The organism is Paenibacillus sp. FSL R7-269 (genome assembly GCF_000517865.1).
Lineage (GTDB): Bacteria > Bacillota > Bacilli > Paenibacillales > Paenibacillaceae > Paenibacillus_AQ.
The window spans coordinates 20,147-41,679 of sequence record NZ_ASPS01000037.1; the positions used below are offsets into that span (position 1 = coordinate 20,147).

A 21,533-nucleotide genomic window follows, 5' to 3' on the forward strand; every position below is an offset into this window, starting at 1 on the left:
GAAGCAGGCGGGAACGGGTAATGGCGACGCTGGAACAATCATTTTGCTAAAGAGAGAGGTTATAATTATATGAAGAAAAAGACGATAGGCGCCTGGCTGGTTGTTGTAATGCTGATTACACAGTTTGCCAGCGGTTTCGGGTTCATGACGAAGGTTAAGGCGGATGGGACGGAGATAACAGATCCACTAATTACGAGTGTGACTATGTCAGTCTACGATAATGGTGTTCCTGTAACGGATGTTGTCTACAAGCAGGGGGCTGAGGTCAAGCTGACTTATAACTGGGAGCTTCCCGATAACCATAATTTTAAAGGGGGAGATACTTACTCCTTTGATTTGCCTGACAAATTTGTGCTCGCTTCAGATATTAAAAATGTGGCACTTGTGGCGGATGGAATGAATTTGGGATACTTTGATGTAATTAAAGGCAGCCCGAATAAGGTTGTAATGACGTTGGGCAATGATGTAGATAAGTTTTTCGGAGTGCATGGTTCCTTTACAATTAAAACCTCTTTTGATATGAGCAAATTCACCGAAACAACAGTACAGACGATTGTCTTCCCTATTGACGGCGGAAATCAGACAGTTACAATTACTTTCAAGCCTAAGGTAGACTTGACAATCTCCAAAAGCGGTGTTCCTAAAGGAACTAACTCAGGTAATCTAAATGCGAAACAAATTGTTTGGAGTGTCGACGTTAATAAAGTATTGGATAGCGTCTATGGAGCTAATCTCCTTGATACTATTCCTGCAGGTCTTACTTTGACTAATCCACTGGATGTTAAAGTATATGATCTGAATGTTAAACTTAACGGGTCAGTTACACAAGGGTCAGAAATTTCAAACTCCAGGTATTCGGTTACAACTCCTTCGGGTAATCTGAATGTCGCATTTAATGAATCGCCAATTATTGGCGCTTATCGGATTCAGTTCACTACCGATATTACTGATGCAACCAAAACAAACTTTACAAATAATGCTTCTTTCAGTGGAACAAACTTACAGGCTGTCCCTGCATCGGCAACAGTCAATGTTACTAGAGGAGCTTATCTGAGCAAAAAATCATCTGATTATCATTCTGCAACCCAGGTAACCTACTGGGAGATCAATTATAACTATAACGAGTCATCGGTTCTTAAAGATGATGCCGTTTTAAAGGATTATTTTGATGACTCACAGGAATTGGTAAAGGGTTCCGTAAAGGTATTTCCGGTAAATTTCCTGACAGATGCGGCTGGAACTGTTGGAAGCACTGAGGTTAGTAATTATACGGTTAATCCTGCAACCCAGCCTGAGAAGAACGGATTTGAACTGAAATTCAATGAAAACATCAACAGTGCGTACCAAATTCAGTATCAGACAAAGGCGATCAAGCGAGTTGAGGGACCTGAGACTATTAACAACTCGGTTACATCCGGATCTACAACTGTACCTGGAGTAAGAACTATTGATCAAGTGATTATTAATAAGTCTGCAAGTGTAAACTACAACAGTAAAAAGGTTACTTGGACAGTGGCTATTAATGGTGACAGTTATCCGATGGAGAATGTAGTGGTTAAGGATATTTTCACCAATAAAGGTCTGGAGATTATTCCCGAAACTATTGTTGTTAAACAAGGTACATCAACGATTACCACAGGTTATACTATTGAGAATCTAGTCAATACTACAGGTTTTAATGTTGTATTTAGTTCACCAATTAGTGGACCTTATACGATAAGTTATGATACTTATTTTGATAATAAATGGCTGAATTATGATTGGCTTACAAAGGATGCTGATTTCGTAAATCAAGCGACGGTAGAATGGAATAATCCTAACTCCACGGAACTTAAAACAAAAACTGTAACTGCAAACTTTGATCTTGTTTCTGCAGAGAAAGCCAACGGTTATAAGAGTGGAAGCTACAATGCAAAAGAAAAGGAGATCACTTGGACAGTTGGTGTGAATTTTAACCGGCATACACTAGTAAATGCTAAAGTAACAGACGTACTTCTGGATAATCAAAAATTCGTGCCTTCTTCTGTAGAAATTCACACTATGAATGTCAATGGAGATGGTGGTTACTCCAAAGGATCAATTAAGCTTGCTCCGGGTACAGATTATAATGTTAGCTATAATGAAGTGAGTAAACTGCTGCAAATAGATTTCACAAAAACAATTACAACGGGTTATGTTATTACTTTTAAAACAAGTCTTAAAGGCCAATTGACTAATACATCAACGTTGAACAACACTGCTAACCTGTATAGTGGTACAAAACCGGAGTCCAAAGACCTCAAGGCTTCAGTGACGATTCCCAAAGCCGGCGAATATGTTACAAAGTCGGGAACACAGAATAATTTGAACATTAAATGGACTGTGAATATTAACCACAATCAGTCATACATTGAGTCAGCTAAAATAGTAGATGATCCAAGTAACAATCAAATCCTTCTTCCAGACTCGTTCAAACTGTATGGTACTACAGTTAATTCAGGAGGTACTGTTAATAAGGTGGCTACGCCGCTAACTAAGGGAACGGATTATGATCTGGTCATCACTACTGACCCTGATCTTGGTAAACAACAGTTTGTACTCAGTTTCAAGGCTCCTATAGAGAAACCTTATATTTTGGAGTATGAGTCACTGATTGTGGCCAACGATGGGGATACAGTTTCCAATAGTGTGAAAATAAGCGGAGAAAATTCTACAACGTTCACCAAGCAAACCAGCAAGGATGTTCCAGTTGCACTGTCAGATGCAGACGGCGTAGGAACAGGCAGTAGAAAAAACCTGAAGGTTGTTAAAGAGGATTCTGCCCAATCTTCACTTAAGTTAAGTGGTGCTACGTTTACACTTTATCGCAAAGCTGGAGGAACTGAAGCTGCCTTTAACACACTCACTACCGATTCTAAAGGGGAAATAAACTTTAATAATCTATGGCCGGGGACATATACATTGCAGGAAATTACTGCACCAGCCGGTTATAGCCTTAATCCTACTCGTTATCCAGTAACTTTTAATTCTACACTGGAAACGACTGTGACTGTGAAAAACCAGAAGATAGCAACGCCAACACCGGTGCCGACAGCAACACCGGCGCCAACAGCAACACCAACACCGGCGCCAACAGCAACACCAACTACGGCGCCAACAACAGCACCGACAACGGCGCCAACAACAGCACCGACAACGGCGCCAACAACAGCACCGACTACGGCGCCAACAACAGCACCGACTACGGCGCCAACGGCAGAACCGACAACGGCGCCAACGACAGCACCGACAACGGCGCCAACAACAGAACCGACAACGGTGCCAACGACAGCACCGACAACGGCGCCAACAACAGAACCGACAACGGTACCAACATCACCACCGGTATACTACACACCTACACCTGAAACATCAAGTGTTCCTGGAGTAGTTGTTACATCAACACCGACACCGTCGGTAACACCGGCACCAACCGTGACTCCGGATGCTTCAAGTACTCCTGGGGTTACAGCAACACCTGTAATTACACCGGCAGTTACGCCAGCAGCCACACCGGCCCAGCCTGGAACGGTTAGCACTCCAACGCCGCAAGCTACACAGGTGACTACGATTGAGGAAGTGCCTATCGATGGTGAGATTCCGCTGGGGGGAATCCCTAGCATCAGTGATGAGCCGGCGCATGGTACAGTAACAATTACACCGGATGGCAAATGGACGTATACTCCAGATCCAGGCTACACCGGCAAGGATAAATTCACGATTGTCGTTACAGATGAAGACGGCAATGAGGAAGAGATTACAATTGAAGTTGGCGTCGATGAAGTGCCTAAGGGCACGGTTACTGAGCCAACTGACAAAGGCAACAACAGCGGACTTCCCGGCAAGCTTCCACAGACCGGAGAAGAAAGTCCTCTCCCGCTGTATCTGACTGGCGGCGGCTTGATTATTCTGGGAGTTATACTGTCCAGAAGATTCAATGCCCGCAAGAAAATGTAGGAGAGAACACCTTATCAAGCATTAACAGCTAATATGGCAGTATAGACAAAGACACCCGCAGCAGGTTGCGGGTGTCTTTGCTGTAACAAATATAAAGTCGCTGAAATAATACCGTCCCCTGAAAGGTCGGCATTGCCGTTTCTATTATGGAGAATCACATACTTCTGAGGTTAAGATGCTTCCATTCGTCATACCAGCGCTTAATACTCGCGGGCGGCTTCACGCCGAGCTCCCGCTTCAGTAAATCCGTCAGAATATGATATTGCTCCTCTACCGCTGAACGCTCCCCGATGCTGTCGTAGACCTTCATCAGCCCGAGATGCCCCTGTTCAAAATAAGGCTGGAGTTGCACCACCCTCTGGTACACGGTAACTGCTTCCGGTATCCGGCCGCTGTCGACATAGAATTCGGCGATATTCATTGCGTGATGCAGCCAGATGGTCCGTAGACGCTGCCGTTCCCCTTCAGCCCAGAGGTAATCGTAATCGTTCAGATAGTCGCCCGAATAGAAATCGAACAACCGCTGATGCTCCTCATAGTTGTCCTTATTGATGGCATCTTGAGTCAGAATGCCCTTCTCCCATTCGTAGTTATCTATCAGCAGGCTGCCGGTCTCCAGGGTGTAGCCTTCTCCCCCGCTGGCATTGCTGATCTGCAGATCGATCTCTGCCTGCTTCAGGGATTGCCGAACCTGATAAATCGTTGTATAAAGATGAGTGGAGGCCTTCTTGAGATTGAAATCGGGCCACAGCAAATCGGTTAAGGTATCTTTGCTTACGAACCGGTTGCGGTTATGAAATAAATAAGCGAATAATTCCTGTGCCTTGGTGGTGCGCCAGCGGATATTGGGCAGCGGCTGGCCGCTGCGTTCGAATCTTAGTGACTGGAAGCTGCGGATCATGACCGTCTGCGCAGGCTTGCGGGAATCATCCTGTGCCTGGCTGACACGCTCCTCCAGCCGCTCAATGGTCTTCAGCAGACGGCCCCGCTGTACAGGCTTAAGAACATAGTCAAGCGCATAAAGCTCGAACGCTTCGATGGCGTAGCTGTTATGGGCAGTCACAAATACGATGCTTGCCTGCGGGCACAGCCTTTGCATGGCCTCCGCAGCCTGGACGCCATTCATCTCAGGCATATCAATGTCGAGAAAAATCACATCAGGGCGTAGCAGCGGAGCTGCATTGACCGCCTCGGAGGGATCAGTATAAGCAGCGATTACATTTATAGTTGTCAGTTCTTCCAGCATCTTTTTCAGCTTCATAAGAGCAAGCCGTTCATCATCTACCAGCAAGGCCTGAATCATATCTATCCCACCACTTCATTAAGGAATGTTGTCTTGTCATAGGCTGTTTAAGGATAATTCGACAAGGATGCGGGTTATCCTCCCTCTAAGCTTGCGCTTGAGGCTGATTTTTGAATAGAAATACTGTTATTCTAAAATAAATTAAAAAACCATGCAGTGGAACCTTAAAGCCAGGCGTCTAACGTTATGTAGCTGAAGGAGGGAAGAAAGACTTGGAAGAGACGGAGTGGATCAGTGCTGTGCTAAGCGGTGAGCATCAGACCTTCGGGAATCTGGTGACCCGTTATCAAGGCATGGTATATAGTGTGTGTATCAAAATTACAGGAGAAGCCGAGTCTGCCAAGGATATGGCTCAGGAAGTCTTCATCAAAGCCTATAAAGCTCTTCCCACCTTCAGAGGACAGTCTTCCTTCTCCACCTGGCTGTACCGGATTGCTTACCGCACCTGTCTGGACTGGAAACGGGCCAATGACCGGGAATGGCGGCACCGGAGTACGGCAGATTACACAGAGAATGACTGGGTGACTTCACAGACACCTGAACAGGCAGTGCTTCGCAAGGAGGCCTCCCGTGAGCTGGGTGAGAACCTGAATAGTCTGGCGGAACCGTACCGGTCGGTTGTGCAGCTGTACTATTTTCAGCGACACTCGTATCAGGAGATTGCTGAACAAAAAGGGATTTCAGTTAAAACGGTTGAATCGCAGCTCTATCGGGCCAGACAGATGATGCGCAAAAGCGGGGAGGAATGGCGATGAATTGTTCAACAGTAAAAGAGTGGATGCCGCATTATATAGATGGACAGTTGTCACCAGAGGCCCAGCAGGCCATCTATCTGCATACCCTGACCTGCCCCGGCTGCGCGGAATGGCTGGAGGAGGCGCGCGGGCTTGCGGCGATGTGGAGCGATATGGAAGCCGGGCTTGATCTTAACGGGCAGGAGCCCGTGTTGCCGCATGACTTCCCTGATTTGACCGGGGATGTTATGGCAAGGATCGGCCAGCTGGAGAACGGGCGCAGAGAACGAATCGTGAAATCCACCATGACCAGACGGCGCACGACCCGGGGAACCTCCTGGATGCATTACGGTGTGGCAGTTGGTCTGACGTTTCTCCTGCTGCAGCTTGGCGTATTTGAGAATTTGGCCTATGGCATTACTGAAATCAACGGGCATATGTCCACATCGGTCAGTTCCTGGTTCGGCCCGCAAGGTAACAATAAATAAATCCATAGCGGCTTCGCCGGTTATCTATTTTATTTCAACAAAACTTTTGGGAGGGTAACATATGATTAAGAAAAGACGCTGGCTCACGTTTCTCCTGGCTATGGTTCCAGGACTGGGCCACATGTATCTGGGCTTTAAAAAATTGGGTCTGGAGTATATGATTGGAGCATCGCTCTGTATTATATTCATTCCGTCAATGCCCGCCGTGTTTCCGTTCGCGCTTGCTGCGCTCTGGTTCTATCAATTATTCGATGCGCTGCAAAAGGCGGCTTGGATGAAGGTATCGGCTGCCGAGCATGAGCGGATGATGTTCCATCCGGACAGCTTTGGAGCACCCTGGTCGATGGGAATGTCTGCGCCCCCGATGTACCCGCATGATGATGTGAATCCGGTGTGGGTCGGTATAGGGTGTGTTATCGCGGGCATCCTGCTGCTGCTTATCACTGCATTTCCCGCTTTGTGGGAAATTCTGAGCGATATGAATATCGGAGCGATTCTACTGTCGCTTGCCTTGATCGGGTATGGATTCAGGATGCTGAAGAATAATTCAAAAGTATAGTGAAATGGGGAATTGAAGGATGGGGAGATGGAAAATCGGCAGCTTTACCGCCGCAATAGGGTGCATAATAGTAGGCGTTATTGTAGTCATGGCTCAGTATGGTGCAATCACGTACGATGTGCTGGGCTATATCTGGCCGGCCCTGCTTATCCTGTTCGGCCTGGAGATGCTGCTTAGGCTCTTCATCAAATCCGATGTCAAAAGCCGGGTAAGCGGCTGGGCCATTCTGCTGATCATTGTGCTTATAGCGGCAAGCGGGGCACAGACGGTGTTGGCTGGAGGATCGCTGAGCAGTATCTTCGGCAATACCAAGCTGGTGCCGGTGAACGGGAAGGTAGAAGTGCAGCAGGATATTAAGAACGTGCGGATTAATCTGCCCCAAGGCAAGGTTAAGCTTCAGGGTGTGGATGGGAACACGCTGGCGTATGAAGGGAAGCTGGAGCTGCCGGGCAATACAGACAATGAAGCGGCAAGTGCTCTGGAGCGTAAATGGAAAGTGACGACCGAGGGCGACACGCTTGTGATGGCGCTTGAGGGAGATTCAGGCTGGCTCTCCAATATCCAGATCGGCTTCAACAACAATGCGCCATATCTGAATGTCAGCATTCCGCAGAATCTGGCCGCTCAGGTAGAGACCAGTGACGGTTCCATCGAAGCCGGGGGACTGGCCGCAGGCATTAATGTGGATACGAGCAACGGAACGATGGATATCCATGATGTCTCTGGAGGTGTGAAGGCTCATAGCAGCAATGGCACGCTGACGGTAAAGAATGTACAGGGCGGAGCAGATCTGGTTAGCTCGAACGGTGCGATTACGCTCGGGAATATTGACGGCGCTGTGTCGGCCAGAAGCAGTAACGGCAAGATAACAGTGAACTCGGCAATCACGGGTGCATGGGAGCTGAAATCCAGCAACGGCAAGATTGTCTTAGGCCTTCCTGCGGTAACGGATGCCAAGATTACGGCAGATACCAGTAACGGATCGCTTAAAGGCGATGTGGACTGGGGCGGCGACGATGAGGACCATGGAACGGCTGTACTTGGCAAAGGCACCCATGAGGTCACCTTGTCCACCAGCAATGGTTCTATAACAGTGGATACGGCGCAATAAAAGACATCAAGCACAAAGAGCTGTTCACCGGTAACATTATGCCGGTGAACAGCTCTTTATTGTAAGAGAAGAAATGATTTCCGGGAGATTATGCGGGCTGCAGCCAGTTAGTCCCGATTACCATGCATATGCCTTCGGAGCTGCGCCGCCGGGTCCGGGGAAAATCTCGTCCAGACGCTTCAGCACGGATTCGTCCAGAACAACCTCCAGGCTGCGCAGCGCGCTCTCGAATTGCTCCAGGGTACGCGGTCCGATTATTGGAGCTGTGACGGCAGGATTCGCCAGCAGCCAGGCCAGAGCGATATTATCCTGCGGCTCACCCAGCTCCAGGCTCAGTTCCGCAAAGGCCTCAAGCTGCTTCTTGTGCTGCTCCACACGTTCCGCGTTGCCGCCGCTGCGGCTGCCCTCAATCTTTTTCAACGCATTGCGGCCAAGCAGTCCTCCGTCAAGCGGACTCCAAGGAATAATGCCTAGGCCCAGATGCTGCGCCGCAGGCAGAACTTCAAGCTCTGGCAGACGGCAGGTCAGGCTGTATTTATGTTGCTCGGATACCAGTCCGAGGAACCCGCGGGCCTTCGCCTCCTGCTGGGCAACGGCAATATCCCAGCCGGCGAAGTTGCTGGAGCCGGTGTAGCCGATCTTGCCTTGGCTGACCGCAAGCTCAAAGGCGCCCCACAGCTCGTCCCAGGACACGTTACGGTCGATATGGTGCATCTGGTAGAGTTCGATGTGATCGGTCTGCAGACGCTGCAAGGAGCCCTCTAGATGACGGCGGATAATGTAGGAAGAGAGGCCGCCTTCATCATTGGGTCCATCCAGCTTGTCGCTCATCGCCCCGTAGACCTTGGTCGCCAGGACAACCTTCTCACGGCGTCCGCCGCCCTGCTTGAACCAGCGGCCGATAATGGTCTCGGTCAGACCCGAGTTCTCACCCCATCCGTACACATTGGCAGTATCAAAAAACTGGACTCCCGCGTCCAGCGCTGCATCCATAATGCGGAAGGCTTCCTTCTCGTCGGTGATGGGACCGAAGTTCATCGTTCCCAGACAGAGGCGGCTTACCTTCATACCAGACTTGCCAAGCTTCGCGTATTGCATCTTAAGATCACTCCTCTTCCATATGATTAGAGATCCGATAATTTCACCTGCCCATTAATTGTAATCAATTGGCGGGACAAGGGCAAATTCACGCTCCGCTTCACTTATAGGCTATATCTATGAACGTGATAGAATCTATATCTTTGTCCTTTGTCCTTCGTTATGATACAACAATATACAGAAGAACTATGTCTGCGACCAGCAGGACTACCTAAGGAGTGACAGGAATGAGCGAGGTCAAAAAAATCGCCGTAATTGCCGGGGACGGTATCGGACCTGAAGTTGTGGCAGAAGCAGAAAAGGTATTGAAGAGAACGGAAGAGTTGTTCGGGTATACATTTGAAACGGAGCACGCCCTGTTCGGCGGAATCGCCATTGATGAACGCGGAACTCCGCTGCCTGAGGATACGCTTGCGATCTGCCGCAGCGCCGATGCTGTATTGCTTGGAGCCGTAGGCGGACCGAAGTGGGATAACAATCCGAAGGAGCTGCGTCCGGAGACTGGACTGCTGGGTATCCGCAAGGCGCTTGGTCTATTCTCCAATCTGCGACCGGCAGTGGTCTTCGATTGTCTGAAGGATGCTTCGACGCTGAAGCCGGAGGTACTGGAAGGAACAGACCTGATGGTCGTACGTGAATTGACAGGCGGGATCTACTTCGGGGACAAGCTGCGCCGTCAAGGCGAGCATGGAGAAGAAGCGGTAGACACTTGTGTCTATAATGTCATGGAGGTTGAGCGGATTGTACGCCAGGCGTTCGAGATTGCCGGGAAGCGCCGGGGTAAGCTGGCGAGCGTAGACAAAGCCAATGTACTGGAGACCTCCCGTCTGTGGCGTGAAGTGGTGAACAGAGTGGCGCCGGAATATCCGCAGGTTGAGGTTGAGCATGTGCTGGTGGATAACTGTGCGATGCAGCTGCTGCGCCGTCCTTCGAGCTTCGATGTCATCGTGACCGAGAATATGTTCGGCGATATCCTGAGCGATGAAGCAGCGATGCTGACAGGCTCGATTGGTATGCTGGCCTCCGCTTCACTGGGAGAAGGCAGCTATGGCCTCTATGAGCCGGTTCACGGCTCCGCGCCTGATATTGCCGGACAAGGACTGGCGAACCCGATCGCCACGATCCTGTCGCTTGCACTGATGTTCCGCATGACCTTCGGCTACGAGAATGCAGCCGCTGCCATTGAAGCCGCAGTTGCAGAGGTACTGGATGCCGGTCACCGCACCAGTGATATCGCAGTTGATAAGAGCAAGGCGATCAGCACCACAGAGATGGGTGACCTGATTGTAGCAGCTATCCGCAAAGCCTAGTTCTACCACATGTATCCCTTTTGACGCAGAACGGAGAAAAACTTCACAAAATGTTGCTTATTTATAATTATTATAAAAAAGTAATCAATGTAATATTGACTTTGATTTTGTACGATGATAACATTTGGTCTGTACCCGTAAGAATGTAACCATCCCATAAAATCAAGAAAAGCATATTGCATCCGGCAACGGTCCGTAGCTGTTTTTCTTACATAATCAAAAGGAGGATTTAAGCAATGGCAGAACGTTTGGTAGGTAAACCCGCTCCTGACTTCTTCATGGAGACAGTAACAGGAGACGGTAAGGATTTCGGTAAGGTAAGCTTGTCCGACTATCGCGGCAAATGGCTTGTATTCTTCTTCTATCCGCTTGATTTCACCTTCGTATGTCCAACTGAAATCACAGCCTTGAGTGATGCTGCTGCTGATTTCGCAGAGCTTGATACAGAGATTCTCGGTGTGAGCGTGGACTCGATCCACAGCCATAAGGCTTGGCTGAGCACACCTAAGGATATGAACGGTCTGGGTCCGGTCAACTTCCCGCTGGCCTCTGATATCACGAAGAAGGTTGCCAGTGATTATGGCGTCCTGATTGAAGAAGAAGGCATTGCGCTGCGCGGACTGTTCATCATCGATCCTGAAGGTGAACTGAAGTATCAGGTTGTTAACCATAATGATGTAGGCCGCAGTGTTGAAGAGACATTGCGTGTGCTGCAGGCTCTCCAATCCGGCGGGCTGTGCGCTATGAACTGGAAACCAGGCGACAAGAACCTGTAAGCTTCCGGGCCTCATGAGCCGCGATCTTTGATATACTAAGAGGACCTCCTTGCGGGAAGTATTATTCCCTTCAAGGAGGTTTTTTGCAAAAAGATAAGAATGTATATGCTTCGCGCTATAATTATCCTTATCGTTCTCGCTGGAACGGTACCGTCCTTTAAAAGGACGGCAAAACCGTTTCCACTTGAGATAAGGGCAGGCGTTTGAAAATGGGCATAAAGGTTAATATATAGCTTGTAAGGGGAGGAATCTCTCCCGCTGCTTTGTAATATACTAATAGGAATTCAAATCAACGACAACACTCAAGGAGGGTGAACAAAAATGAGCTTTTGCTGTGGAGCGAGTATGGTTGGAACGAAGGGGACCCTAAAGCATTATCGCACGCAAGTCCATAATGTTCCCCTGCTTTTTTGTCCGGTATGCCACCGGGTAGAGGTACATTACAAAGTCGAGAATGAATATGAAATTCTGGCAGAATATGCCCATGGCGACGGCGTCACGGATGTGGATTTCCAGGATTATGTGATGGAGGAAGAGGAAGCGATCTTCGAGAACGTCATCAATATGGAGAGCGAGGACCCGCTCGCGATCATACGCAGCCAGATCGATATGTCGCTGGACCTGCTGGCAGTTGCTAAACAGATCGGCGACTCCAAATGGGAACGTGAGCTGAAGAAGCGTCTGGCTGTCATGAGCCAGCGGCGTCTCCGGCTCCAGCAGAAGGCTTGAATATCTGTCTAGCTCCTGCCACCATCATGTTATAAATTAGTGAGCTCCCGCCATATGGCGGGGGCTCTTTTCAATGTATTTGCAGGAAATAAATCATTCCCCTCCTACTTAAATGTGTCTTTAGAATCATTTTAGGAATATTTTTGTCATTCGACAGATTCTCTGATTGCGTTGTCTTCTTCTCTTGGATATGATTGGAATATAGTTGAAACGGTTGGATAATACAATACGATTTTCGAATGTTCTGGCGGCTTCGTCATATACTCAGATACATAGTAATTTGATGTCGCTTAAGCGTCTTCGTCAATTGCAGTAAAAGGGGGAACTTCGTATCGTGATAAGCCAATATCAGGAAAGCTTGCTATTATCGGCAAGAACGTTTCAATCTGGTCCGATGGATACCACATTTGAGGATGTGCTGGAGCACATCGACAGCGGGATTCTGCTTTTTGATGATGAGGGTGTGCTAACTTTTGTCAACAAGCAGATGTATGGCATTCTGGAGCTTAACCGTCACTCTCTTCTGGGTTGCACCTTGCATCATCTGTTATCCCATATTCAGCTTAGCCGCTTCAAGAAGAAGCAGGTGCTCAGGAGTTACCGTGAAATGGTGCTCAAAGGTAAGCCAAGCTATGAATTTGTGGATGAATATGGACGGTACTGGCGCGCAACCCTGTCCAGCGGAGAGGAAATGAAGGGCAGCTACCTGTTCACATTCAAAGAGATCTCCGACTACAAGCTAATTGAACAGACAGCTTACCAGAATGACAGCCTGGCCATGCTGGGCCGGTTATCGGCATCCATCGCCCATGAGATCCGCAATCCCCTGACGGCTATCCGGGGGTTCATCCAATTGCTTCATCCCCATCTGCATCTGCTCGGCAAAGAAGAATATGCGAAGATTATATTAGCGGAGATTGACCGTGCCAATGACATTATTCATGAATTTCTGACTTCCTCTAAGCCTTCTGTGCCGCAGATCAGCATGATTCCTGTCTCTGCATTACTGAAGGAAGTAGTCCTGCTGACAGAGAGCGAGGCGCTGATGAAGGGCTGCCAGATCAACTTGCAGGTGCTCCAGGAGGACCTGGCCATCTCAGGGGATATTAAGCAAATGAAGCAGGTTGTGCTGAATATGATCAGAAATGCGATGGAAGCAATCTCGGAGCGGGTGGATGATTCTGTAGGGCGAATTGAGGTAGGCGCACGTAAAGAAGGAACAGAGGTGCGCATCTTCATCTCTGACAACGGCAAGGGAATGGATATCTGCACGCTTGACAGACTGTTCAATCCGTTCTTCACCACGAAGGAGAATGGGACGGGACTTGGACTCTCCGTCAGTGACCGGATCATCAAGAATCATGGCGGCTGCATCTCGGTCAGCAGCCGGCTGAATGAAGGAACCCGATTCGTCATTTCACTTCCGCTTACTCATTAATGCTTATTTTAAGCCCGTTGTTCTCGGTGGAGTGCATACGGGTTATAATCAATATGTAAGGGCTGATTCCTGCAATGCACGAACAAGTGCGGGAGATCAGCCTTATCTGCGTCTGTCGGAGGGATGAATTTTGATTATTGAATGGAGCAGTGATGCCAGTCAAGCCATGGCCCGAGGAGAGGCTGTATGTCTAATGATCTCAGAGGCACAGGCACAGGGAGAAGGACTTCCGGCGGGCTGGGCCGCGCGAGTCCGCCTATTGTCCGCAGCGGGGCTGTTCAGCGGCAAACAGGGGCAACTGTATATCATGCCCGTAATGGAGCAACCCGAGCAGCCTGTGGTCATTCTGGCCGGAAGCGGAAAAGGCCAGATGGGTATGCACGAGCTGCGGCAGCTGATGGCACAGACTGCCAAGGCGGCTTACAGGCTGAAGGCTGCTGCGCTCGTTGTGCAGGTACCGTCGGCACTAGGCGGGCGTGCTGGGGATCTGAAGGCAGAGCAGGCCGGCCAGGCCATCGCGGAAGGGCTGGTCCTGGGGTCGTTCCGCAGAAGACAATATAAACTGGAACAGGCAGCCTACGCAGGTATTGAGACGGTACTTCTGCGTATGCAAGGCAAGAGCGAAGCAGCAGAAGGGGAAGCCTGGAGACAAGGGATCAAGCGGGGGAAGGCTTTCGGGGAGGCTGCCAACCTTGCCCGTGATTTGACCAACCGTCCGGGGAATCTGCTGACTCCGTCGGGGCTTGCGATGGCCGCTATAGAAATCGCTGAACGGCACGGTCTTCCCGCTGAAGTGTTGGATGAACGGGAGCTGGAGCTTAAGGGAATGGGCGGATTGCTTGCGGTCGGCAGCGGCAGTGTGAATGCTCCCCGCATGATTGTTATCCGCTATCAGGGAACGAACCAATGGGAGAACGCAGTAGGTATAGTCGGCAAAGGAATTACTTTCGATACCGGAGGCATCTCTCTGAAGCGGGCACCGGGCATGGAGAGCATGCACAGCGATATGGCCGGTGCCGCAGCCGTTCTGGCGGTCATGGATGCGCTGGGGCATTTGCGTCCCAAGATCAATGTGGTCATGCTGATTCCGGCGGCAGAGAATATGCCTGCAGCGAATGCTTTTAAACCGGGTGATATCATTACTACTCTCAGTGGAAGAACAATTGAAATTATCAATACCGATGCGGAGGGCCGGATCATTCTGGGAGATGCGCTTACCTATGCCCGGGAGTGGGGGGTGCAGCGGATCATTGACGTAGCCACGCTGACAGGAGCTGTGGTGTCGATACTGGGAGATGTGGCTACAGGGGCAGTAACGAATGATCAAGCATTCCTGGAAGAACTTTTGGCAGCCTCAAGGCTGTCGGGGGAGCAGATCTGGCCGTTGCCCGTCTATCCTGAATTCCGGGAAATGCTGACAAGCGAGGTTGCGGATCTCCGCAATGCTGCCGGGCGGTATGGAGCTGCCAGCACGGCGGGGCTGTTCATTGGAGAATTCGCCGAAGGACTGCCGTGGGTGCATCTCGATATTGCAGGGACTGCTTTTCTGTCAGCGGAACGTGGAATGAATCCTAAGGGGGCCACGGGCGTAATGGTCCGCACCTTGCTGGAATATCTGCTGAGCGCTGCGGCTGAACCGGATTACCGCTCCCCTGAAGCCTAACCCGAATCGTCCTGACAGACAAAGAGCCGCAGAATCTCAGTTTCCTGAGACCTGCGGCTCTTTGTGCATTTGGAATCCTGCTTCTCATAACTGCGGAATGACAGCCTATTTACGGGCCTTCATCTGGGCAGTCAGGGATTGGACGCCATTCATAATCTTATCCCGTGTATTCTTATTCTTCAGCAAGTAGGCGGCTCCCAAGGCTACCGTTGTAAACAGAGTCTTCTTGGTGTTCATGGTTATTCCTCCTTGGCACTAGTCTGGTTGTTAAAAGCTTATAACTAACATACCCGCATGCCAAGGTTTCTAAACGAAAGAATACCAATCTGTATCAGGTAGAACTGCATCCTAGCGCTTGCTGCCCAGTGTAGCACTGCCACAGGACAGAGGGGAATCCATCGCTGCTGCAGGACAGGTCTTGCCCTTGTCACAGCCCGCACAGGCCCCCTGCTTGCCCTTCTGCACATGGCGGTAGATCATCCAGCCGGAATATCCGAATATTAACGTCACGATCACAATATTAACGATCATTGCTGTCATCGCTTCCTCTCAAAATAACTTGGACTTGCTACGGGGCTACGACCATCCAAGCAAACGTCCTCCTTGATAGATCACCAGTGACACCGCATAAGCTAATACCAGAGAGTAACCCATGGAGAAGAATGTCCATTTCCAGGATGCAGTCTCCTTCTTGATAACGCCGACAGTGGCCAGGCAAGGAATGTAGAGCAGGATAAAGGCCATGAAGCTGATCGAGCTAAGCGGTGTAAAGACTGAAGCAATTTGCCCTTCCAGTCCTGCTGCATCCGGGGCATGGTAGATGATGTTCATGGTGGAGACCACAACCTCTTTCGCGAGGAAGCCGGGCACCAGGGTAGAGCCGGCCTGCCATGTTCCGAAGCCGAGCGGATGCAGCAGCGGGGCGATGAAGCCGCCGAATTTGGCCAGGAAGGAGTGATCCATGTCCACATTGAGACCGCCAGGACCGGCATAGGACATCAGCCAGATCAGAACCGAGCCGGCCAGGATGATGGTCCCTGCTTTGCGCAGGAAGCCTTTGCCCTTTTCCCAGGTGCTGCGGCTCAGTGTCTTGAACTGCGGCATCCGGTAAGGAGGCAGTTCAATAATGAAGATAGACGTCTCATTTTTGAACAGGTACTTGGAGAAGAACTTACACAGAATCAGTGCAAATACAACACCCAATACATACATAGAGAGTACAGCTGTGGCTTGCTGGGCAGGGAAGAAGACCGCTGCGAACAGCAGATATACCGGAAGCCGGGCAGAACAGGACATCAGCGGCATTAGCAGTGTTGTCAGCAGCCGGTCCTTGGGCTGTTCAATGCTCCGGGCTGCCATAATCGCCGGTACGTTGCAGCCGAAGCCGATAATGAACGGAATGAAGGCCTTGCCGTTCAGTCCCATCCGTTCCATCGTGCTGTCCATCAGCAGGCAGACACGGGCCATATACCCGGAATCCTCCAGGAAGGAGATCATCAGGAACAGGATGAAGATCTGTGGAACAAATACGAGCACGCCGCCTACACCGCCGATGAGGCCATCAACGATTAGCGCGTGCGTGAATTCAGAAGCCCCGATGGCCCCCAGCAGCGAATTTGTCCAATCGCTGAACTGACCGCCGATAAAGCCATCCAAGAGATCGGACAACGGCCCGCCAATCCAGTCAAAGGTAGTTTTGAACATGGCATACATAAAGACGATGAACAGGGGAAGTCCCAGAAAACGGTGGGTAAGGATGGAATCCAGACGTTCGGTCAGATTATGCGGTTTTTGCAGGGTAGAGTCTATAGCGTCAGCGCATACCATCCGGATGTAGTCCATGCGGACAGAACGAATCCACTGTGGAAGCGTCAGGGCGAGCTTATCCTGCTGCAGCCGGGTCTGACAGGCTTCTGCGATCAACAGTAATCCGGAAATATCCATCCGCTTCTTGAGCAGCTCAAGGATTACCGGGTTCTGCTCCATCAGCTGCAGAGCAACCCAGCGGAGATTAGGTAGACCAGAGGTCTTCTGCAATTGCGCAACAATGGAGGTTATGGCTTCCTCAGCGATGTCGCCATAATTCAACTGGAAGGTAACAGGCGGGATATGGGAGGGCTGCTCCAGCACGCTAAGCACCTGACTGGTTCCCTTGCCTGTCCGTGCAATCAGCGGCAGCACGGGAACACCAAGCCGTTCCTTAAGGATGTCGGGATCCACCTGAATGCCGCGTGCCTTGGCGACATCGGTCATATTCAGTCCGAGGATCGTCGGCTTGCCATACTCCAGCAGTTGCAGGGTAAGCAGCAGGTTTCGTTCCAATTGCGAGGCATCGACAATATTGATAAGTGCTTCAGGGGTTTCTTCGATCAGATATTGTGCGGCTACGCCCTCATCGCGGGAGAGGGGGTGAAGAGAGTAGATTCCGGGCAAATCGATCAGCTTGCCGGCTCCATTCTTCAGACTGCCGATTTTTTTCTCAACCGTAACGCCTGCCCAGTTGCCTACGTATTCGTAGGAAGAAGTCAGGGTATTAAACAGCGAGGTTTTCCCTGTGTTGGGGTTCCCCACAAGTGCGATAGAGCTCATGACACCTTCACCTCTATCATAGATGCTTCCTTACGCCGGATAGCAAATAACTGACCGTTGCATTCAAGCGTAATCGGACCCATGAAAGGCCCTTTGCCCTTGAGACGGATCATTACACCCTCAGATACTCCCAGATCGGCCAGACGGCGGCGCAAGATAGGATTCATGCCTTCAATTCTTTGAATGGAGCCGGTAGTGCCTGGTTGCAGACGCAGCAAGGAGCAGGATGTTAGAGCCATTGTTATCCCTCCGAAAGAGACTGATAATCAATCTCAATGATTTCTTGTAATGTAGCATTTTACTCCCATTTTTTCTGTGATTAATGTCATTGTTTCTGTTTGCGAAAATCGATATGAAGATTGCTGAAATTTTCTTTACAATATCTTCTTCATTAAAGTATGATTGAACGATAATATAAGCATAGTACTTAATAGATACCCCGAAGGGAGAACAGATTGTGAAGACTAATCATAGTAAAATTGTCGATTGCACCATCCGTGATGGGGGATTGGTGAATAACTGGGATTTCAGTATTGAATTTGTTCAGAAATTATATGCCGGACTGAATGAAGCCGGTGTTGATTATATGGAAATCGGATATAAAAACTCGCCGAAGCTGCTCAAAGGGGCAGAGGGTGCAGGTCCTTGGCGCTTTTTGAATGATGACTTCCTGCGCAAGGTAATTCCGCAAAAGGGGCATACGAAGCTGTCGGCTCTGGTCGATATCGGGCGTGTGGACGAGAATGATATTCTGCCCCGCAGTGAGAGCATGCTCGATCTGATCCGTGTGGCTTGTTACAGCAAGGATGTGGACAAGGCCCTTCAACTGGTGCAGACGTTCCATGACCTGGGCTATGAGACGACCATTAATATTATGGCCCTGTCCAACGTGATGGAGAATGAGCTGCTGGAAGCCTTCGAGCAGATTCGTGAGAGTGTAGTTGATGTAGTCTATATCGTGGATTCTTACGGCAGCCTGGATCATAATGACTTTCATTACCTGGTAGAGAAGTTCAAGACACATCTGCCGGAGAAGCGGCTCGGTGTGCATACCCACAACAATCTTCAGCTGGCCTTCTCCAATACGCTGATTGCAGCCGAGAAGGGGGTAGAGCTTCTGGATGCTTCCTGCTATGGAATGGGCCGCGCTGCAGGCAACTGTCCTACAGAGCTGCTGGTTACCCATCTGAAGAACACGAATTATACGCTCCGTCCTGTGCTGGATATCGTTGAGAACCTGATGATCCCTCTGCGGGAGAAGGAAGAGTGGGGCTACATCATTCCGTATATGATTACAGGAACGCTGGATGAGCATCCCCGCTCGGCAATGGCGCTGCGATCTTCGGCCGATAAAGATAAGGCGGTTGACTTCTATGACACACTAACAACACCTGAAGTCAATTTCGGGGACAAATAACCGTCTGGAAGGAGAAAGCACTGGCCTCTATTTGTAGGCAGGTGCTTTTTTTCTGCCGGAACTGCTTCCTTGCAATATTCTAGATGATCAATGTAACTTTACAGAGCCGTCTGGCCGATATTTATACATAGGACATCATACACATCCATCTGACTTTATAGATATTATTTTTAGACGCGAGGGACTTATGAGACAAGAAGAGAGAAAGACGATTCATGCGGCTATTCTGGGGGCTGCGCTATTCCTTCTGATCCAGATTTTTCGTACACCGCTGGGACAAATAGAGGACAAGGATTTGCTGATGGCGTTTTACCTTATTTTGGGCTGCTGTACTATCGCATTCGGTTTTGCGATTTTCGCCCAGGGCTGGCTGCTGTTCGCCAATAGTTTATCCAAGGCCAGGCTGTACACCTCTGCATTGTTCCTGGGGGTGAGTATTTTTGACTTCCTGCATGTACTCGGGTTTGTAGGTATTCCCGGAATCACCCCTTATATCAGCCAGGGGCAGTCCTTATGGCTCCTGACGTTCTCCCGCTTGGCCAGTGCACTGGGAATTATGCTTATTTTTAGCAGAGAAGACCAGCTGGTTGGAACCGGCAGCAAGGGGAAGGTATTCAGGAATGCATTTGTGGTGATTCTGCTGTCTTTGGCGGTACTTGGTCTCGGCAACCTGATTGTCCCCGGGCTGGCGGACGAACCATGGGCAGAAACGGCAAGAGATCTGATGAATATGGCGATACTGTTCGTCTATTTGCTTGGCGCTGCGATTATCATCTATCCTGGCAAAAGCGAGAAGTCGGCTTCTCTGCTGATTATTATCCGTTCCCTTGTATTCTTCTCACTGGCTCAGGTCTTCTTCATGAATCTGTTCAGTGTCGGAGAATTGGATTATCTCTTCGGGATGCTCAGCAGCGCAGCGGCGTATTATCTTCTGCTGACGGGAGTCTACAGATTGACGATTGAGGAGCCGTTCCAGGAGAACCAGCAGGCGGAAGCGCGGATTAATTATCTGGCGTACCACGATGAGCTGACAGGTCTTCCGAACAGACGCCGCCTGATGCAGCGCATGGAAGAGGTGGTGCTCCAGAGTGAGCAGGACAAAAGCCGCGGCTTCTCCGGGCTGGTCATTATGAACATCAACCATTTCAAGAATATCAATGACTCCCTTGGTCATTATGCAGGAGATCTGCTGCTGCAGCTGGTCGCCCGGCGGATCGGGGACGAGGTTAGAGTCAATGAAGAGCTCTTTAGTATGGGGGCGGACGAGTTTGCTTTTCTGATGACGGAGCGGACGGGGCTGGAGAACTGTCTGGTCCGCGCGGGTGAGCTGCTGCGCCTGTTCGAGACACCGGTAGGCCTGGAGTCGGGTGAATACCATATCTCGCTTAGTCTGGGGGTAAGCATCTATCCCGGGGACGGAGATACGGCTGAGCAGTTGATACAAAATGCGGACACAGCGGTGCACAATGCCAAGGAGCAGGGGGTGGAGATCCGCCGCTATATTCCGGCTATGCAGATGAAGGCGAAGGAACGCCTCAAGCTGGAGAACGATCTGCGCCGGGCGCTGGAGCGGGGGGAGTTCTATCTGGTCTATCAGCCCCAGGTACTGCTTGAGACAGAAGAGATTGTCGGTATGGAGGCGCTGCTGCGCTGGAACCATCCCAAACGCGGCTTGGTCTCTCCAGTAGATTTCATTCCTATCGCTGAAGAGAGCGGGCTAATTGTTCCCATTGGGGAATGGGTGCTTAAGACGGCCTGTATGCAGAATAAAATGTGGCAGGATGCTGGCTATCATCCGATTTGCGTGTCCATTAACCTCTCGATGCGCCAGTTCTTGCAGCCCAATCTGGCGGGCAAAATTGATGCTATCCTGAAGGATATCGGTCTAGATCCCTGCTACGTGGATTTGGAAATTACCGAGAGCATGACCCTGGACAAGGAGACCGCCTTCGACCAATTGAACCGTCTCAAAAGACTTGGCGTATGCATCAGCATCGATGATTTCGGCACAGGCTACAGCTCGCTGCATTATCTGAAGAATATGCCGATTGACCGCTTGAAGATCGACCGTTCCTTCGTATCGGATGTCATGGAGGACAGCAACAATGCCGCGATTGTCTCTACGATTACCTCGATGGCCCACCATTTGAAGCTCAAGGTTACCGCCGAAGGCGTGGAGAACAAGGAGCAGCTGCACTTTCTGCGCCAGCAGCATTGCCATGAGGCCCAGGGGTATCTGTTCAGCAAGCCGGTGAAGGCGGCTGAATTCGAGCAGTCCTTCCTCAGGCCTCTGCTGGAAATGCCGTCGTAATCTCCGGTATGTGAATTTAATAGGGTTGCAAT

Annotated in this window: 18 protein-coding genes; 12 read left to right on the forward strand and 6 right to left on the reverse strand. The window is 50.1% G+C overall.

Annotation, left to right across the window (positions count from 1 at the left end):
- Positions 1 to 69 precede the first annotated feature (69 nt).
- The gene (locus C162_RS17945) at positions 70 to 3,975 is read left to right on the forward strand and encodes a collagen binding domain-containing protein (RefSeq protein ID WP_036696132.1); all 3,906 of its coding nucleotides are present in this window, start codon (positions 70 to 72) and stop codon (positions 3,973 to 3,975) included.
- Positions 3,976 to 4,129: 154 nt separating this feature from the next.
- Here C162_RS17945 and C162_RS17950 read toward each other — a convergent pair whose 3' ends face one another.
- Positions 4,130 to 5,278, reverse strand: a complete 1,149-nt coding sequence (locus C162_RS17950; protein ID WP_051493657.1) for a response regulator — start codon at positions 5,276 to 5,278, stop codon at positions 4,130 to 4,132.
- 212 nt (positions 5,279 to 5,490) lie between these two features.
- Between C162_RS17950 and C162_RS17955 the strand changes: the two genes are divergently transcribed.
- The 4 genes from C162_RS17955 to C162_RS17970 all read left to right on the forward strand — a co-directional run bounded on the left by C162_RS17955 (position 5,491) and on the right by C162_RS17970 (position 8,170).
- Positions 5,491 to 6,033 carry an RNA polymerase sigma factor gene (locus C162_RS17955; RefSeq protein WP_036696135.1) on the forward strand — a complete coding sequence of 181 codons (543 nt, stop codon included), beginning with the start codon at positions 5,491 to 5,493 and terminating at the stop codon, positions 6,031 to 6,033.
- The gene (locus C162_RS17960; RefSeq protein WP_036696137.1) at positions 6,030 to 6,500 is read left to right on the forward strand and encodes a zf-HC2 domain-containing protein; all 471 of its coding nucleotides are present in this window, start codon (positions 6,030 to 6,032) and stop codon (positions 6,498 to 6,500) included. Before C162_RS17955 ends, C162_RS17960 begins: the two co-directional genes overlap by 4 nt.
- A 61-nt stretch (positions 6,501 to 6,561) precedes the next feature.
- Positions 6,562 to 7,059 carry a hypothetical protein gene (locus tag C162_RS17965; protein WP_036696139.1) on the forward strand — a complete coding sequence of 166 codons (498 nt, stop codon included), beginning with the start codon at positions 6,562 to 6,564 and terminating at the stop codon, positions 7,057 to 7,059.
- Between the two features lie 19 nt (positions 7,060 to 7,078).
- A complete protein-coding gene (locus tag C162_RS17970; RefSeq protein WP_083678098.1) occupies positions 7,079 to 8,170 on the forward strand; it encodes a LiaF transmembrane domain-containing protein in 1,092 nt (363 codons plus the stop codon).
- 117 nt (positions 8,171 to 8,287) lie between these two features.
- On the opposite strand, the gene C162_RS17975 is transcribed toward C162_RS17970, so the two are convergent.
- Positions 8,288 to 9,268, reverse strand: coding sequence for an aldo/keto reductase (locus C162_RS17975; RefSeq protein ID WP_036696143.1), 981 nt, complete (start codon positions 9,266 to 9,268; stop codon positions 8,288 to 8,290).
- A 227-nt stretch (positions 9,269 to 9,495) separates the two neighbouring features.
- Between C162_RS17975 and leuB the strand changes: the two genes are divergently transcribed.
- The 5 genes from leuB to C162_RS18000 all read left to right on the forward strand — a co-directional run bounded on the left by leuB (position 9,496) and on the right by C162_RS18000 (position 15,184).
- A complete protein-coding gene (gene leuB / locus C162_RS17980) occupies positions 9,496 to 10,578 on the forward strand; it encodes a 3-isopropylmalate dehydrogenase (protein WP_036696145.1) in 1,083 nt (360 codons plus the stop codon).
- A 236-nt stretch (positions 10,579 to 10,814) separates the two neighbouring features.
- Positions 10,815 to 11,354, forward strand: a complete 540-nt coding sequence (locus C162_RS17985) for a peroxiredoxin (protein ID WP_036696146.1) — start codon at positions 10,815 to 10,817, stop codon at positions 11,352 to 11,354.
- A gap of 321 nt (positions 11,355 to 11,675) precedes the next feature.
- A complete protein-coding gene (locus C162_RS17990; RefSeq protein WP_036696149.1) occupies positions 11,676 to 12,083 on the forward strand; it encodes a hypothetical protein in 408 nt (135 codons plus the stop codon).
- Positions 12,084 to 12,417: 334 nt separating this feature from the next.
- Positions 12,418 to 13,521 (forward strand): ATP-binding protein, encoded by a 1,104-nt coding sequence (locus tag C162_RS17995; RefSeq protein WP_036696151.1) that lies wholly within the window; start codon positions 12,418 to 12,420, stop codon positions 13,519 to 13,521.
- 130 nt (positions 13,522 to 13,651) lie between these two features.
- Positions 13,652 to 15,184: a leucyl aminopeptidase gene (locus tag C162_RS18000; RefSeq protein WP_235218461.1), complete on the forward strand. Its 1,533-nt coding sequence runs from the start codon at positions 13,652 to 13,654 to the stop codon at positions 15,182 to 15,184.
- 105 nt (positions 15,185 to 15,289) lie between these two features.
- Here the strand turns inward: C162_RS18000 and C162_RS37345 are convergent, their stop codons facing one another.
- From C162_RS37345 to C162_RS18015, 4 genes are all read right to left on the reverse strand, one after another.
- Positions 15,290 to 15,421, reverse strand: coding sequence for a hypothetical protein (locus C162_RS37345; RefSeq protein ID WP_256707444.1), 132 nt, complete (start codon positions 15,419 to 15,421; stop codon positions 15,290 to 15,292).
- Positions 15,422 to 15,532: 111 nt separating this feature from the next.
- Positions 15,533 to 15,724 carry a FeoB-associated Cys-rich membrane protein gene (locus tag C162_RS18005; protein WP_235218462.1) on the reverse strand — a complete coding sequence of 64 codons (192 nt, stop codon included), beginning with the start codon at positions 15,722 to 15,724 and terminating at the stop codon, positions 15,533 to 15,535.
- Positions 15,725 to 15,760: 36 nt separating this feature from the next.
- A complete protein-coding gene (feoB, locus tag C162_RS18010) occupies positions 15,761 to 17,773 on the reverse strand; it encodes a ferrous iron transport protein B (RefSeq protein ID WP_036696153.1) in 2,013 nt (670 codons plus the stop codon).
- A complete protein-coding gene (locus C162_RS18015) occupies positions 17,770 to 18,012 on the reverse strand; it encodes a FeoA family protein (RefSeq protein WP_036696155.1) in 243 nt (80 codons plus the stop codon). The genes feoB and C162_RS18015 overlap by 4 nt, the downstream gene beginning before the upstream one ends.
- Positions 18,013 to 18,230: 218 nt before the next feature.
- On the opposite strand from C162_RS18015, the gene C162_RS18020 reads away from it, so the two are divergent.
- Positions 18,231 to 19,190 (forward strand): aldolase catalytic domain-containing protein, encoded by a 960-nt coding sequence (locus C162_RS18020; protein WP_179090501.1) that lies wholly within the window; start codon positions 18,231 to 18,233, stop codon positions 19,188 to 19,190.
- A gap of 187 nt (positions 19,191 to 19,377) precedes the next feature.
- The gene (locus C162_RS18025) at positions 19,378 to 21,501 is read left to right on the forward strand and encodes a putative bifunctional diguanylate cyclase/phosphodiesterase (RefSeq protein ID WP_036696161.1); all 2,124 of its coding nucleotides are present in this window, start codon (positions 19,378 to 19,380) and stop codon (positions 21,499 to 21,501) included.
- The last annotated feature ends 32 nt before the right edge of the window (positions 21,502 to 21,533 follow it).

What these genes read in the sequence shown, in the direction of transcription:
- C162_RS17960 (WP_036696137.1), top strand. Translation starts at nt 6,030, where the DNA reads ATGAATTGTTCAACAGTAAAAGAGTGGATGCCGCATTATATAGATGGA.
- C162_RS17985 (WP_036696146.1), top strand. Translation starts at nt 10,815, where the DNA reads ATGGCAGAACGTTTGGTAGGTAAACCCGCTCCTGACTTCTTCATGGAG.
- C162_RS18025 (WP_036696161.1), top strand. Translation starts at nt 19,378, where the DNA reads ATGAGACAAGAAGAGAGAAAGACGATTCATGCGGCTATTCTGGGGGCT.
- C162_RS37345 (WP_256707444.1), bottom strand. Translation starts at nt 15,421, where the DNA reads ATGAACACCAAGAAGACTCTGTTTACAACGGTAGCCTTGGGAGCCGCC.
- C162_RS18005 (WP_235218462.1), bottom strand. Translation starts at nt 15,724, where the DNA reads ATGACAGCAATGATCGTTAATATTGTGATCGTGACGTTAATATTCGGA.
- leuB (WP_036696145.1), top strand. Translation starts at nt 9,496, where the DNA reads ATGAGCGAGGTCAAAAAAATCGCCGTAATTGCCGGGGACGGTATCGGA.
- C162_RS17945 (WP_036696132.1), top strand. Translation starts at nt 70, where the DNA reads ATGAAGAAAAAGACGATAGGCGCCTGGCTGGTTGTTGTAATGCTGATT.
- C162_RS17950 (WP_051493657.1), bottom strand. Translation starts at nt 5,278, where the DNA reads ATGATTCAGGCCTTGCTGGTAGATGATGAACGGCTTGCTCTTATGAAG.
- C162_RS17965 (WP_036696139.1), top strand. Translation starts at nt 6,562, where the DNA reads ATGATTAAGAAAAGACGCTGGCTCACGTTTCTCCTGGCTATGGTTCCA.
- C162_RS17975 (WP_036696143.1), bottom strand. Translation starts at nt 9,268, where the DNA reads ATGCAATACGCGAAGCTTGGCAAGTCTGGTATGAAGGTAAGCCGCCTC.
- C162_RS17970 (WP_083678098.1), top strand. Translation starts at nt 7,079, where the DNA reads ATGGGGAGATGGAAAATCGGCAGCTTTACCGCCGCAATAGGGTGCATA.
- C162_RS18015 (WP_036696155.1), bottom strand. Translation starts at nt 18,012, where the DNA reads ATGGCTCTAACATCCTGCTCCTTGCTGCGTCTGCAACCAGGCACTACC.
- feoB (WP_036696153.1), bottom strand. Translation starts at nt 17,773, where the DNA reads ATGAGCTCTATCGCACTTGTGGGGAACCCCAACACAGGGAAAACCTCG.
- C162_RS17990 (WP_036696149.1), top strand. Translation starts at nt 11,676, where the DNA reads ATGAGCTTTTGCTGTGGAGCGAGTATGGTTGGAACGAAGGGGACCCTA.